Raw genomic sequence first — 13,744 nt, 5'->3', positions numbered from 1 at the left:
CCATTAATTTAAATTTAATGTGAACTATTCTTTATTACAAAGTCAGAACTAGTAACGCGGCTATAAAAGTTGCTTTGATTAAGAATCAAAACAACTACGCCGCGATACGTGTCGCATTGCTCTGACTTACAAAAGCAAGGCGACAATGTTCTTGCAATATCGTTGAGAACAGATTGATTCATTATCAAATGGAGTGTTTATGAACCATGACATTACCGAAGGAAAATGGAAGCAGTTAAAAGGCAAAATTAAGGAACAGTGGGCCGATCTCACTGACGATGACATCAACTACGCCCGCGCTAACAATGAGCGCTTCATCGGTGTCATTCAAGAGCGTTACGGCTTAGCAAAAGACGAAGCAGAAAAGCAATTAGATAATCTCAAAAAAAGTACTTCTTGAAATAAATTAGATACGCTTTTTATCTACTAATATCATGGAGAACGATATGAAAACCAAAAAAACATTTGCAACTGTCGTCATATTTTCATCTATTATCACAGCCCCAGCCATCGCTTCTGACTGGCAAGGAAAAACTAAGGACGCCTGGCTCGACGGCAAGGTTGAAACAGCGCTTATGCTAAACAGCGAACTCAACAACTTCGCGATAAATACCGACGTTAGCCAAGCCAAGGTCATTCTAAGCGGCACCGTTAATAGCGACCTTAAGAAAGAACTCGCAGAGCAAATTGCACAGAACGTCGACGGCGTTGATTCGGTCGACAACCAGATTACGGTAGATGAACGCCATGTCAGCAAGGTAGAGGCGACCGGCAAAAAATTTAGTCGAACCTGGTATGACTTAAGCACCACCGCCGGCATTAATATTGAGTATGCGGCAAACGACAGTATTGAGGCCACCAGTATTGACGTGGACACCAAGAATGGCACTGTGGTGTTAACAGGCAGCGTTAACAATGATACCGCACATGATCTCGCTATTGAGATCGCCAAAGGCTTTGATCATGTCAAAGAGGTTAAAGACAACCTCATTGTTGCAAATTAAGAGAAGAGACATAAAAAAACCGCGCAGTGCGCGGTTTTTTTATGCCTAAAATTAATACCGCACTAAGAGAGCTGTGTTTAAACATCAAGTCATTGCCAAGCTTTAACAAAACAGACCACCTAAACATTTAAAAATACACAGCACATTTTACGGATTTTTTAATATTTAAAAAATAATCAACCCATACCATCTCAAATAATAATATCGCAATATAATACGATATTTTATAGCTACAATGTTTTAACAAAAGCTATCGAGCTCTAAACACCAAAATGTTTATTGATCGGTAAGTCCCTAATACGCGTGCCGGTGGCGTGGAATATCGCATTCGCCAAGCTCGCCGCCACCGGTGGAACACCGGGTTCACCAACGCCGGCGGGCGGTTCCGTAGATTCAATAATATAGGTTTTAATATAGGGGCTTTGCGGCATTTTGAGCAGCGGGTAGTCATGATAATTGGATTGCTCTACGGCACCTGATTTAAAGGCAATTTCGCCCATCAGCGCCAGTGACAAACCAAATATCATCGCACCCTCCATTTGCGCAGCAACCCGGTCTGGATTGATCACACGGCCAGCGTCGATCACATTGTGCATTTCTAAAACAGTCACCTTATTGTCAACCACCCGGACCTTGGTAGCCACCGCGACATAAGCGACAAAACTGCGATGCACGCTAATACCCCACGCTTCATTTCCCTTTGCTTGTGATGTGGCGCCAGACTTTTCAACCACTAAATTTAGGACCTGCTTGAGTCGAGAAACATCAAGCGGGAACTCGTCGACAGATTCACCGTAGTTCAAAAATTCAAAGCCTTGATTCTCGGTATCGCTATAACGCTCATTCCCCAACAGATCCAGCCATGTTTGATGGGTTGATTTTCCGCTAGCGGCTGCCACTTCATCAACAAACGAGCCAATAGCAAAACCGTGCTGAATATTACACACCGAGCGCAGCCAACCGATACGAACGTGAGCCTTTGCTTTATGCGTCTCGCAGCTTAGATTCTCTACTGCCAGTGGCACATCGATAAAACCGAGGCCCAGCTCACCCGCTTGGGGCTCATCCGTCTGCCCAGTGTAGGTCCAGCTGATACTGGGAAAGGCTGTACGCTGTACCCAGCTTGTTAGTTGTTTATTTTGATCAAAGCCGGCACTGTAATACTGCGCACTAATTGCATGGTAGTAACCCTGGCGAATTTCATCTTCCCGACTCCAGGTCACTTTCACCGGTCTAGCCATGCCCTTAGCTAAGATAGCGGCCTCAACAGCAAAATCAGGTTTGGATTTACGACCAAAGCCGCCACCCAAAAAGGTCACGTTAATTTTAACTTGCTCGGTATTGAGCCCCAGCGCCTCTGCGACCACTTTTTGCGCCCGCTGCGGGGTTTGCACCGATGTCCAAACTTCACAGAAACCCTCTTTGTAGCTCGCCGTGGCTGCAGGTGGCTCCATTGGTGCATGAGCGAGATAGGGCACAGTGTAAGTGGCATCAATTTTAACTGCGGCGTTGTCTAACGCTTGGTAGGCATCGCCCTTGCTGCGCTCTATTTTGCCTGGACTAGTGATCCGTTCACGCAGCTCATTGAGGTAGCTGGCGGAATCATGACTAGCATGCTGACCCAATTCCCACTGCACATTTAGGGCCTTGCGGCCCTTCAGCGCGGCCCAAGTATTACTCGCGATAACAGCCACACCATTAATGGGCTTGAATAACGCAGGTAAACTTTGCTCTGGCATTTTAATAACTTTAATCACACCGGCAATTTTTAAGGCGGCCTGTTTGTCAAAGCTCAATACTTTGCCGCCGGTCACGGGACTGCGCTCAATACTCGCGTAAACCATATTGGGAATGACAACATCTTGGCCAAAAACGGCTTCGCCATTGACCATTTGCTCAAGATCGACCGACGCCATCGCCTGGCCAATGAAGGTAAAGTCCTTGGGATTTTTAAAGGTCAATGTACTGGGGTCAGGTGCACTCAGCTTTGCCGCCGCTTCGGCTAATTCACCAAAGCCCAGTTTTTTCTGGCTGGCATTATGAATCACATAGCCCTGATCAGCATACACACTGCTTAGCTCAACGCTCCAGATAGTGGCGGCCGCTTGTTCCAGCATTGTGCGCGCCGCCGCGCCCATTTCACGCAGTCGTTGATAGTTATTTCGGATCGAACGCGAGCCATCGGTATTTTGGCTGCCGTATTGCTCGTTAGCCAAACCTTGTACTACCTCGACGTTCGCCCAGTCGGCACAAAGTTCTTCGGCAATAATTTGTGGAATCCCAGTACGAATACCCTGCCCCATTTCACTGCGATGACAAATAATAAAACAGCGGCCGTTGGTCGCAATACTGACAAATAAATTAAAAGCCTGCTGCCCTTCAGCCTCACTGGCAAAGGCCACATTGCCCAATGGCAAAGTGGTTGCCAGAATTAAACCGCTGCCCGCAATACCGGTAAATTTTAGAAAGTCGCGACGCGAAAGCTGCTGCACGTTATTAACGCTTTTCATGCATCTTCTCCCGCATTGCTAACGAGTTCGTAGTTTGCTGGCATCACTTGCCCAGAAGCGACGGACTTAATCGCGGCTTTTATCCGCGGATAAGTACCACAGCGGCAAATATTACCCTGCATGGCATTATCAATGTCCTCGTCACTTGGATTAGGGTCTTGCTGCAACAACGCCACTGCGCTCATAATTTGTCCAGACTGACAATAACCACACTGGGGCACATTGTGTTGAACCCACGCCTGCTGCACCGGATGGCTGGCATCGACCGATAAACCTTCAATGGTGGTAATGTTTTTATTGGCGATCGCCGACAGCGGCATAACACAGGCTCGAATAGCTGCGCCATCCATATGTACAGTACAGGCACCGCACTGCGCCATACCACAGCCAAATTTAGTACCGGTCATCTGCAGCATATCCCGTAATGCCCACAGCAACGGCATCTCACCATCGGCGTCTAGCTCAACGGCCTTGTCATTTAAGGTAAAACGTATCATTAAGTTACTCCTTTAATAGACACAGAGACCAGAGCCAACAAAAGCACGGCATTCTGTTATTCACATTGAGATCCATATCCGCTGCGGCACAGGGCATCAATACGCTAATTACATTGCAACGTATTGAGTAAAACCCATTTTGCGAGCGGTTGTCACCGCTGAACTTGCTCAGCGCAAAAAAAGACGGCGGAATATAGCGAGCACAGCCACACCCGACGGGTATTCGGCAGCAACAATCGCCAAACGTTACCGCAGAAAGAATATTAACGTAGGTAAAACGACGGGAGAGTCAGCGAAACCACCTGCGTTGAAATATTGCCGGCTAAAGCAATAATGCAGCAAGTGTCGCTTGGCTTAAGGGTTTAACCCCTAACACGCACAGTGAAGGACGGGGCTCAGCACGCTGGCAATGAGAATAGAAACTTTTCAAATAACAGGCACAAAAAAACCGCGACAAGCGCGGTATTTTATAAAGCAGTGAATCAAGTGTGCTTATAAGCCTTACTTAATCTTCGCTTCTTTGTACATTACATGCTTACGTACCACTGGATCATATTTTGAAAACTCAAATTTATCCGGAGTGTTACGCTTGTTTTTAGTGGTCGTGTAGAAGTGACCTGTACCCGCGCTTGAAACTAAACGGATTTTATCGCTTGCGCCTTTCTTAGCCATGATTAGTCTCCTTAGTATTTTTCGCCGCGAGCAGTAAGATCTGCTAACACAGTCTCAATACCTTTTTTATCAATGATACGCATGCCTTTGCTAGAAACACGCAAAGTAACAAAACGCTTTTCTGCTTCAACCCAAAAACGGTGGCTGTGCAGGTTTGGCAAAAAACGACGACGAGTGCGGTTTTTTGCGTGTGAAACATTGTTTCCTGTTACCGGACGCTTGCCAGTAACTTGACATACTCTAGACATGATAGTCGCCTCTTCAACCTTAATCGCAGTAACGCTACAAAGGTTTATAAAATCAGGTTCAAACCGGGCCGCCGCGTGTTTCTGACAATACTCGGGTGCCCTGAGAAATTATGGCATCCCGGACACGGCCCAAATGGAGCGCGACTTTATACCAGAAGAACAAGAAGCAAGCAAGTTTTGCCGTAAAATTTTACTTACAACAAACCTCGCTCGGCCAGCGAAATCACCTCTGGACCCGCCACCACGCAGTGATCTAGCAGTCGCATATCTAGCAAACCCAAGGCTTCACGGATACGCCGCGTAATACGAATATCTGCATCACTAGGCTCAGCAACCCCTGAAGGGTGATTATGCGCCACGATCAGTGCGGCGGCATGTAACTCTAGTGCTCGTCGTGCAATCTCACGCGGATACACCGCTGCGCCGTCAATCGTGCCGTAAAACAAGGGTTCATAGCAAAGCAGCTGGTGCTGGTTGTCGAGGTACATCACCGCAAACACTTCCCGAACCTCATGCCGCAACTGCGCTGCCAAAAATTGCCGTGTTGCCGCTGCACTACTGAATACCGGCCGCTGCTGAAGCTCCTCAGCCAAATACCGACGCGACATTTCCACCACCGCCTGTAGCTGCACAAACTTTGCGTCACCCAAGCCATGTGAAGCACAAAACTGCGTGCGGCTAGCCGCTATCAGACCACTTAGCCCGCCATGCTCTTGCAATAATTCTCGCGCCAAATCCACAGCAGACTTGCCAGTAACACCGGTACGTAAAAAGATCGCCAACAACTCTGCATCAGCCAGTGCCGAAGCGCCTCTTTGCAGCAACTTCTCTCGCGGCCGCTCATCTTTCGGCCAATCTGTAATCGCCATTACACCCTCCTTGGTGAACATGGATAATCAGCATAAAACTCACACGGTAGTTTGCAACGCCGATAAGCTTCATAATAACGCCATACAAAGCAATTGCGACACAGCGATATGAAACAACTCAGTAATCGGCACATCCTTCTTGGCGTCACCGGCGGCATTGCGGCCTATAAAAGCGCCGAACTTATCAGACGCCTAAAAGACCACGGCGCGGATGTACGCGTGGTAATGACCTCAGCGGCAATGGAGTTTATTACTCCCCTGACATTACAAGCGCTGTCTGGCAACCCGGTAAACACCACACTGCTCGACCCCGAAGCAGAAGCCGGTATGGGACATATTGAATTGGCGAGATGGGCAGATCTTATCTTTGTTGCCCCAGCCAGCGCCGACTTCATGGCTAGGCTAGCTAATGGCCGAGGAGACGATTTACTCACCACCCTATGCCTTGCCACTTCTGCCCCCGTTGCCCTTGCTCCTGCGATGAATCACGGCATGTGGCGCGACCCTGCCACGCAAGCGAATGCCAAGGTATTAATCGAGCGCAATATTTCCCTCTTTGGCCCTGCGGCTGGTGCACAAGCCTGTGGCGACATTGGCCCTGGCAGAATGCTAGAGGCCGAAGAGCTGGCCGCACACGCTGCCAGTGTATTTAAAACGCGACGCTTAGACGGCATACAGCTCACTATAACCGCTGGCCCAACTCGTGAAGCCATTGACCCGGTGCGCTACATCAGCAATCACAGCTCTGGCAAAATGGGTTATGCGCTCGCGTCAGCGGCAGCCGACGCCGGCGCTATCGTAACGCTGATTAGTGGCCCTACAAACCTAGCCTGCCCCGAGCGAGTCACCCGCATTGATGTGACCAGCGCCCAAGACATGTTAGAGGCCGCCACCTCGACCCTTGATCATTGCCAACTGTTTATTGGCTGCGCCGCTGTAGCAGACTATCGCCCCGCCATAGCTGCAGACCAAAAAATCAAAAAAGACAATGACACCATGCATATTGAGTTGGTTCGCAATCCAGACATTGTCAGCACCGTCGCCAACCACGCCAAGCGCCCGATCACCATTGGCTTCGCCGCCGAAACACAAGACCTGCTACGCTACGCCCGTGGCAAATTGGAAAGAAAAAACCTCGATTTAATTATCGCCAACGACGTTTCTAATACCGATATCGGCTTCAACTCTAGCGAAAATGCCGTAACGGCAATCTGGCAAGAGGGACAACACACTATTCCACAAATGAGTAAGAGTCAGCTCGCAGCGCAACTTATCAACCTTATAGCAGAGAAATTCTTTGCTGCGAAAAGCTAGACAGACTAGGCAAGCACTACCATTATAAGGTAATCAAGGTCTTCACCATAAACGTAGACGCTACTTCGCCAAGGGTCAGATTAATAGCAACATGAGAAAAAAGACATCCGCTGCCGACAGCAACAATGTTAAACGCGCACCTCGATTCTCTGCCAATCAGCGCGACATCGTCATTTCAGCAATACTCTGCATCGGCTTAGTCTGTGGGGCGTTTTATTGGATTCAATCTGTTGAAGAACCCCGCGCGCTTAACCAGCGTATAGATACCGTCACCTCAAATATCGCTGACCACCAACGCGGTATTGTGCGCGACGTCATCGCCCAACTTGGCGAGCGCGTAACAGAGCAAACACGCAACCCCGAACTTATCGCCGCATTAAAGCAAGGCAGCATTGCCGACGACAGTATTTTTGCACAAAGCTTACAGCGCGCGTTTCCCGAGGCACAAGACAGTAAAATTATTTATCTTGGCTCGCAGGGCATCGCTGACGAACGCAGCGAAACCCAACGCCTGCGCAATAATATTGAAATTGATATGTTGCGTAAAAGCATCGACAAACAATCTCTCATTATCGAAGCCTATAAACACAACAAGCAGTGGTTAATCTCATTCGTTCACGTTGTGGGTAATCAGGGCGCCATATACGTCACGTTTGACGCCAAATTTTTTGAGAAAATGCTGAGCAGCCTAGCGGGAAATGCGGTCAGCAATGAGCTCATTCAAACCTACAAAACACGTCGTGACAGCGTGATTAAACCGTCATCTATTAGCTACCCCGAGGCAATGCAGCGTCGCTCACTGCCCGTCCCTGGCTGGACACTGCAAGTCTACCCGCAAGAAATTACTGTACTCAATCTAAGCTCAGACACCACGCTACTATGGCTAATCTGCGCGCTCTGCCTTGCCCTTATTGCCGCCAGTCACGCCATATTCTTTGTGCGTAGCTATCAAATCCCAGCCATCTCTAGTACTGAAAAAGCAAAAGCCGCAAAGAAAAAAGCCGCGCCAGAACCACCTAGCCTTGAACAGGCACTGGCCAAAAAATTAGCCGCCACACAACAAAAAAGTCGCTCCAATCGGGACAATTTCCCAGCGCCAAACGACGCGCCACCGCTCCCCGAATTAGGTAGTGGCAAACCTGCCAAAACAAGCCCACCACCAACATCTAGCGTCGCCAAAAACTGTTTCCGCGCCTACGATATTCGCGGCATCGCCGACACTGAATTAGATGACAACACCTGCTTTGCCGTGGGCCGAGCAGTGGGCAGCGAAGCATTAAGCCGTGGCCAAACCAAATTATTACTAGGTCGAGATGGCCGTTTAAGCAGCCCTCGCATTCACAACGCCCTCAGCAAAGGCCTGCTCAGCACTGGCATTGACGTGACCGACTTAGGCCTAATCGCCACGCCAATGATTCACTACGCCTGCCAAGACTTGAACATTGGCAATGCCATTATGATTACCGGCAGCCATAACCCCAGCCACTACAATGGCATGAAAATTAGCCTAGAATTCAAATCCCTTAGCGCCGCCGACATACAATCCTTGCGCCGCCGCATTGAAGCCCAACATTTTGACAGCGGTCAAGGCACATTAACTAACGACAGTATTGAGCAGCGCTATATTGACCGAGTAACCAGTGATGTGGTCATCGCCCAAACGCTCAAAGTTGTGATTGACGCCGGTAATGGCGCAACTGCCAATATTGCGCCAATATTATTTGAAGAGCTGGGCTGTGAGGTAATACCGCTATTCTGCGAAATAGACGGTAACTTCCCCAACCACGCCCCCGACCCCACCGTAGCCAGCAACTTAGACTCCCTTAAAACGGCGGTAAGCGAGCACAATGCAGACCTCGGTATCGCCTTTGACGGCGACGGTGACCGGGTTGCCATTGTGACCGCACAAGGCCAGTGCCCGTCGGCAGATCAGCTGCTTATGGTGCTCGCCCGCGACATGGTCTCGCGCAATCCCGGGGCCGAAATTCTTTTCGACATCAAATGTAGCCGCTTACTCTCAGAGCTTATCGTTGACGCCGGTGGCCGACCTACCATTTGGAAGTGCGGCCACTCTTATATGAAACAGAAAATGCTAGAAACCGGCGCGCTGCTGGGTGGCGAGTTTTCTGGGCATATTTTTTACAAAGAACGCTGGTATGGTTTTGATGACGGAATGTACACCGCTGCACGTCTGCTGGAGATACTAACGCTATCGGGCACAACCATGGATGACGCCCTAAACAGCCTGCAAACACTCATTAGTAGCCCAGAAATCGTCATTCCTGTCGCCGATGATCGTAAATTTGCCCTGATAGAAACCTTCATTGAACATCAAAACTTCAGTGATGCTGCCCTCATTGACATCGACGGCCTAAGGGCTGAATTTAGACACGGCTGGGGACTTATTCGCGCCTCAAACACCGGCCCAGCAATCACCCTGCGATTTGAGGCCGATAGCGAAGCATCTATGGCCCGAATACAAAATGAGTTTAAGGATTTGCTCCTAAGGATTGATCCCACGCTGGCAGATAGTCTTTAATAGGCGTCTTTTTTTAACACCACCGACTTTTCGAGAACCTTGTTATGTCCATGAGTCGCTCCGCCGCAGGCGATATTGCCCGCGTTCTTACCGAAGCACTACCGTATATTCAGCGCTTTACCGGCAAAACCATCGTCGTTAAATTTGGCGGTAACGCCATGATCGACGACAAGCTCAAAGAGCAATTTGCCCGCGACATCGTCTTGATGAAGCTCGTCGGTATGAACCCTATCGTCGTTCACGGTGGCGGCCCACAAATTGGCGACTTACTAAAACGCCTGGCGATTGAATCCCATTTTGTCGACGGCATGAGAGTGACCGACACCGCCACCATGGATGTGGTAGAAATGGTATTGGGCGGCTCAGTCAACAAAGAAATTGTGTCACTTTTAAACCGCAACGGCGGCAAAGCCATTGGCTTAACGGGCAAAGACGGCCAATTAATTCGCGCCAAAAAGCTCAAAGTAACTCAGCGCACCCCAGATTTAGCCAAGACTGAAATCATTGATATTGGCCACGTGGGCGAAGTTGCAGAAATCAACACCGAAGTATTAAACATGCTAACCAATAGCGACTTCATCCCCGTTATTGCCCCTATTGGCGTAGGACCGGATGGCTCCTCATACAATATCAACGCCGACTTAGTTGCCGGCAAAGTAGCCGAAGTCTTAAAAGCTGAAAAGCTCATGCTGCTGACCAATATCGCTGGCCTAATGGACAAATCTGGTGAAGTACTTACCGGCCTCAGCACAGAACAAGTTGACGCCTTAATTGCTGACGGTACGATTTACGGCGGCATGCTCCCCAAAATCGGCTGCGCCTTAGAAGCAGTAAACGCTGGCGTTACCAGCGCGCATATTATTGATGGCCGCGTACCTCATGCGGTACTACTAGAAATCTTTACTAACACGGGTGTGGGTACGCTCATCACCAATGTCAGCCAACTACTCGATTAAGCACCACGAAGGCCATACCGGCAAATAAGGTTATTTACACCCTATGAACAAACGTCCATCACGACGCGATGAAATTTTGCAAGCCCTAGCCACCATGCTAGAAACCCAACCCGGCGCCCGCATTACCACCGCCAAACTAGCCGCAGAAGTTGGCGTATCAGAGGCAGCACTTTATCGGCACTTTCCTAGTAAAGCCAAAATGTTTGAAGGTCTCATCGAGTTTGTCGAAGATGCCATCTTCAGCCGCGTAGCGCTGATAATGAAAGAAGAGAGCCAAAGCATGGCGCAATTAAGCCATATTTTGCAGCTTTTACTGGGCTTCACCGAGCGCAATCCCGGCATTACCCGGATATTCAATGGCGATGCCCTAGCAGGAGAAAACGAACGTTTACGTGGCCGCGTAGTGCAATTTTACGACCGCTTAGAGACTCAGCTAAAGACCATTTTACGAGAAGCTGAAATTCGCGAAGGCTTACGCACCACAATCACCGCCAATAGCACCGCCAACTTGTTACTTTCTGCGGCAGAAGGACGCATTGGCCAATTTGTGCGCAGTGATTTTAAACGTCGCCCTACCGAGCATTGGGATGAGCAGTGGCAGCAACTCAGCGCCGCGATATTTCGCTAGCCGCTAAAGACCAAGAATACCCGCCGCTTACTTATTATTTGGTGAGTAGTAGCGTAGCCGCTGTTCGGCTCGGCTCTGCAAATGCTGGAAACGCGCTTTATCTCGCTCGTAATTACTGGTGGTTTCCTCCAGCTCCACAAGGCGACCATTGATATGCTGCTCTGTTGTTGTCACCTCACGTCGCAATGACGCCAAGGTGTCGACAAGCTCACTCGGCACAACTTGGCCTCGCCGCTCCAGTTCTGCCGCTTCACTTTGATTTTTTAAGATCTGCTGCTTGATGGTGGTTAAATTACTTTTCAAAATGGATACGCGCACTTTAATATCATTTAGCGCGCGCACTTTGGCAACTTCAATATCTTGAGCGCTGCTATAGCGCAGCAGCAAAGACTCATCCCATTTACGTATTTTTTCTTCGGCCTCTGCCCTTGCAGCCGCAATTTCCAGTTCCTGAGCGCGCGCCTGACTCTCGGCCTCACTCAACTTGGGCGCCACTGTTTTTACCACGGAGCCATCTATACGAATGACGTCATAACCTCTGGGCACCGCCTCTGGTGGCACACTGCTATCAATAACAACAGTGCCATCAGCGTTGGGGTAGCGGTAATAGAGCGCTTGCGCAGACACCTCAGACGCCCCCGCACATAGCAACACAACCAATACCGCCCATGGACTCACAGCCACGACACCTATCCACTCCCAATCATTTTTTTTGTACAACATGCCTCATGCACTTATACCTCAACACCGTATCGATCTCGATACGCATTAATACGCGCCACCAAAGCCTGATCACTCGCTGCAGTCGACAAATAATCAACAATATCATTCAAACCAACAATACTAATAACCGCTAAAGATGCATCTTGCTCTAATTCTTGAATTGCAGAACGCTCACCCTGGCCACGCTCTTGTCGGTCTAAGCCAATAGCCACACCAGCAACATTGGCACCGGCAAGCTCAATCATCGCAATAGCTTCGCGAATCGCTGTGCCGGCAGTAATCACATCATCAATAATCAGCACTTTACCCTGCAAGGGCGCGCCAACAAGACTGCCACCTTCACCGTGATCTTTTTTCTCTTTACGGTTATAGGCATAGGGCACATCGCGCTGATGGTGATCGGCCAAAGCACATGCCGTTACCGCCGCCAGCGATATCCCCTTATACGCAGGGCCAAATAAGACATCAAACTGGACACCCGACGCCACAATCGCATCCGCGTAGCAGCGCCCCAAGGCTGCCAGCGCTACGCCGCTGTAGAATCGGCCTGCATTGAAAAAATACGGGCTTACACGACCAGATTTAAGTGTGTATTCACCAAAACAAAGTGCCTCACTGGCAATGGCTTGTTTGATAAATTGTTGCTGGTACTCTTGGATACTCATCTTTACCCTCAAAATTTCGATGATCGTTTCAACTTGCCATTTTACGCGGGTGTTTTAGGTTGCTACTACTAAAAACCGTAGATTTGACGCAAAGTGCGTACAAATGTGCTGATCTACACACGTCAGGACTAAAAAATAAGGAGTTTTTTGGTAGATATTAACCGCTGCGATTGTTGTCGCTGGGGTTTCATTGTAGTCTAACCACTTAGTTATACCTAAAATCCAGCACACGCTAATTTTAAAGTATTTACGCATCTAGGGCTGGCCCCGCCAGTTCGGCGACTGCAATCTTTTAGCCAACCCACCGGCTATTATCGACGCGATAGGAAACACATGAGAATCATCAGCTTTTGCGCTGACAGCATTGTAGATGCTGCTAAAAAAGGCTTTTTTGACTGGGTCACCAAGCAAGATGCAGACATAATTTGCATCCAAAATATTGGCATTGCCGAGTATAAACTCCGCGATGACGTTTATTTCCCCCGCGACTATAACCCCTACTTCTTTGATGCTGCCGACGGCAAACATAATGGCGTTGCTATTTATTGTCGCAACTTACCCAAAGCTATTATGACCGGTCTAGGGTTTTTAGACTTCGACATGGATGGCCTTTACATCCAAGCCGACTTCGACAACATCAGCATTGGCAGCTTGCTTGCCCCCACTGCCGACGAAGGTGATAGCGCCGGATTAATTCGTAAAAATCAGTTTTTTGAGCAATATCTAAATCACCTAACCAAAGTGCGTAACAAGCGCCGTGACTTTATTATTTGCGGCAACTGGAATATCGCCCACCGCGCCATCGACATTCAAGATGTGAGGGGCAATCACGGCAAACCCGGCAGCTTAGCAGAAGAGCAACAATGGCTTGATAGACTGTTCCGCGAGCAACATTACGCTGATGCCTTCCGCCTGGTAAACAATGATGCCGACGAGTTTAGTTGGTGGCCTGACGGCGAACCCGGCAGCAACGGCTGGCGCGTAGACATGCAGATCACCTCAGAACACATCACTCCACGGGTAGAATACGGTGCCATTTATAAAGTCCAACAATTTGGCAAACACGCACCGCTGATCATGGACTATGATTTTGAACTACCAGAGAGCCCTTTCTAGGGC

14 protein-coding genes are annotated in these 13,744 nt (G+C 49.1%); 7 read left to right on the top strand and 7 right to left on the bottom strand.

The annotated features are described in order from the left end of the window. Nucleotides 1-199: 199 nt before the first annotated feature. Nucleotides 200-400, top strand: coding sequence for a CsbD family protein (locus AELLOGFF_RS17555; protein WP_159270304.1), 201 nt, complete (start codon nucleotides 200-202; stop codon nucleotides 398-400). Nucleotides 401-446: 46 nt separating this feature from the next. Continuing rightward, complete coding sequence (locus AELLOGFF_RS17550; RefSeq protein ID WP_159270303.1) at nucleotides 447-1,004, top strand: BON domain-containing protein; 558 nt, start codon at nucleotides 447-449, stop codon at nucleotides 1,002-1,004. A 260-nt stretch (nucleotides 1,005-1,264) separates the two neighbouring features. On the opposite strand, the gene AELLOGFF_RS17545 is transcribed toward AELLOGFF_RS17550, so the two are convergent. The 5 genes from AELLOGFF_RS17545 to radC form a co-directional block, all read right to left on the bottom strand. Beyond that, a complete protein-coding gene (locus AELLOGFF_RS17545; protein WP_159270302.1) occupies nucleotides 1,265-3,514 on the bottom strand; it encodes a xanthine dehydrogenase family protein molybdopterin-binding subunit in 2,250 nt (749 codons plus the stop codon). Next, entirely contained in the window at nucleotides 3,511-4,011 is a 501-nt protein-coding gene (locus tag AELLOGFF_RS17540; RefSeq protein WP_159270301.1) for a (2Fe-2S)-binding protein, read from the bottom strand. The genes AELLOGFF_RS17545 and AELLOGFF_RS17540 overlap by 4 nt, the downstream gene beginning before the upstream one ends. Before the next feature lie 501 nt (nucleotides 4,012-4,512). Next, the gene (gene rpmG, locus AELLOGFF_RS17535; RefSeq protein ID WP_008252729.1) at nucleotides 4,513-4,683 is read right to left on the bottom strand and encodes a 50S ribosomal protein L33; all 171 of its coding nucleotides are present in this window, start codon (nucleotides 4,681-4,683) and stop codon (nucleotides 4,513-4,515) included. Between the two features lie 11 nt (nucleotides 4,684-4,694). After that, on the bottom strand, nucleotides 4,695-4,931 hold the full coding sequence (gene rpmB / locus AELLOGFF_RS17530; RefSeq protein ID WP_159270300.1) for a 50S ribosomal protein L28: 237 nt from the start codon (nucleotides 4,929-4,931) through the stop codon (nucleotides 4,695-4,697). 194 nt (nucleotides 4,932-5,125) lie between these two features. Continuing rightward, nucleotides 5,126-5,800 carry a RadC family protein gene (gene radC / locus AELLOGFF_RS17525; RefSeq protein WP_159270299.1) on the bottom strand — a complete coding sequence of 225 codons (675 nt, stop codon included), beginning with the start codon at nucleotides 5,798-5,800 and terminating at the stop codon, nucleotides 5,126-5,128. A gap of 108 nt (nucleotides 5,801-5,908) precedes the next feature. Between radC and coaBC the strand changes: the two genes are divergently transcribed. The 4 genes from coaBC (at nucleotide 5,909) to slmA (ending at nucleotide 11,237) form a co-directional block, all read left to right on the top strand. After that, entirely contained in the window at nucleotides 5,909-7,114 is a 1,206-nt protein-coding gene (gene coaBC / locus AELLOGFF_RS17520) for a bifunctional phosphopantothenoylcysteine decarboxylase/phosphopantothenate--cysteine ligase CoaBC (RefSeq protein WP_159270298.1), read from the top strand. A 91-nt stretch (nucleotides 7,115-7,205) separates the two neighbouring features. Then, a complete protein-coding gene (locus AELLOGFF_RS17515) occupies nucleotides 7,206-9,653 on the top strand; it encodes a phosphomannomutase/phosphoglucomutase (RefSeq protein WP_159270297.1) in 2,448 nt (815 codons plus the stop codon). 44 nt (nucleotides 9,654-9,697) lie between these two features. Continuing rightward, nucleotides 9,698-10,609: an acetylglutamate kinase gene (gene argB / locus AELLOGFF_RS17510; protein ID WP_159270296.1), complete on the top strand. Its 912-nt coding sequence runs from the start codon at nucleotides 9,698-9,700 to the stop codon at nucleotides 10,607-10,609. A gap of 43 nt (nucleotides 10,610-10,652) precedes the next feature. After that, the gene (gene slmA / locus AELLOGFF_RS17505) at nucleotides 10,653-11,237 is read left to right on the top strand and encodes a nucleoid occlusion factor SlmA (protein WP_159270295.1); all 585 of its coding nucleotides are present in this window, start codon (nucleotides 10,653-10,655) and stop codon (nucleotides 11,235-11,237) included. Between the two features lie 27 nt (nucleotides 11,238-11,264). On the opposite strand, the gene AELLOGFF_RS17500 is transcribed toward slmA, so the two are convergent. Both AELLOGFF_RS17500 and pyrE read right to left on the bottom strand, forming a co-directional pair. Next, a complete protein-coding gene (locus AELLOGFF_RS17500; RefSeq protein WP_159270294.1) occupies nucleotides 11,265-11,960 on the bottom strand; it encodes a hypothetical protein in 696 nt (231 codons plus the stop codon). A gap of 11 nt (nucleotides 11,961-11,971) precedes the next feature. Then, nucleotides 11,972-12,625 carry an orotate phosphoribosyltransferase gene (pyrE, locus tag AELLOGFF_RS17495; protein ID WP_159270293.1) on the bottom strand — a complete coding sequence of 218 codons (654 nt, stop codon included), beginning with the start codon at nucleotides 12,623-12,625 and terminating at the stop codon, nucleotides 11,972-11,974. Between the two features lie 333 nt (nucleotides 12,626-12,958). Here pyrE and AELLOGFF_RS17490 point away from each other — a divergent pair, with 333 nt between their 5' ends. Then, entirely contained in the window at nucleotides 12,959-13,741 is a 783-nt protein-coding gene (locus tag AELLOGFF_RS17490; RefSeq protein ID WP_159270292.1) for an exodeoxyribonuclease III, read from the top strand. The last annotated feature ends 3 nt before the right edge of the window (nucleotides 13,742-13,744 follow it).

Source organism: Zhongshania aliphaticivorans (assembly GCF_902705875.1).
Taxonomy (GTDB): domain Bacteria; phylum Pseudomonadota; class Gammaproteobacteria; order Pseudomonadales; family Spongiibacteraceae; genus Spongiibacter; species Spongiibacter aliphaticivorans_A.
Note: the sequence above shows the minus strand (reverse complement) of the source record. Positions and strands in the feature narration are given on the sequence as shown.

Excerpts from the sequence above, each read along its gene's own strand:
- AELLOGFF_RS17555 (WP_159270304.1), top strand. The coding sequence starts at position 200 with ATGAACCATGACATTACCGAAGGAAAATGGAAGCAGTTAAAAGGCAAA.
- AELLOGFF_RS17550 (WP_159270303.1), top strand. The coding sequence starts at position 447 with ATGAAAACCAAAAAAACATTTGCAACTGTCGTCATATTTTCATCTATT.
- AELLOGFF_RS17545 (WP_159270302.1), bottom strand. The coding sequence starts at position 3,514 with ATGAAAAGCGTTAATAACGTGCAGCAGCTTTCGCGTCGCGACTTTCTA.
- AELLOGFF_RS17540 (WP_159270301.1), bottom strand. The coding sequence starts at position 4,011 with ATGATACGTTTTACCTTAAATGACAAGGCCGTTGAGCTAGACGCCGAT.
- rpmG (WP_008252729.1), bottom strand. The coding sequence starts at position 4,683 with ATGGCTAAGAAAGGCGCAAGCGATAAAATCCGTTTAGTTTCAAGCGCG.
- rpmB (WP_159270300.1), bottom strand. The coding sequence starts at position 4,931 with ATGTCTAGAGTATGTCAAGTTACTGGCAAGCGTCCGGTAACAGGAAAC.
- radC (WP_159270299.1), bottom strand. The coding sequence starts at position 5,800 with ATGGCGATTACAGATTGGCCGAAAGATGAGCGGCCGCGAGAGAAGTTG.
- coaBC (WP_159270298.1), top strand. The coding sequence starts at position 5,909 with ATGAAACAACTCAGTAATCGGCACATCCTTCTTGGCGTCACCGGCGGC.
- AELLOGFF_RS17515 (WP_159270297.1), top strand. The coding sequence starts at position 7,206 with ATGAGAAAAAAGACATCCGCTGCCGACAGCAACAATGTTAAACGCGCA.
- argB (WP_159270296.1), top strand. The coding sequence starts at position 9,698 with ATGTCCATGAGTCGCTCCGCCGCAGGCGATATTGCCCGCGTTCTTACC.
- slmA (WP_159270295.1), top strand. The coding sequence starts at position 10,653 with ATGAACAAACGTCCATCACGACGCGATGAAATTTTGCAAGCCCTAGCC.
- AELLOGFF_RS17500 (WP_159270294.1), bottom strand. The coding sequence starts at position 11,960 with ATGTTGTACAAAAAAAATGATTGGGAGTGGATAGGTGTCGTGGCTGTG.
- pyrE (WP_159270293.1), bottom strand. The coding sequence starts at position 12,625 with ATGAGTATCCAAGAGTACCAGCAACAATTTATCAAACAAGCCATTGCC.
- AELLOGFF_RS17490 (WP_159270292.1), top strand. The coding sequence starts at position 12,959 with ATGAGAATCATCAGCTTTTGCGCTGACAGCATTGTAGATGCTGCTAAA.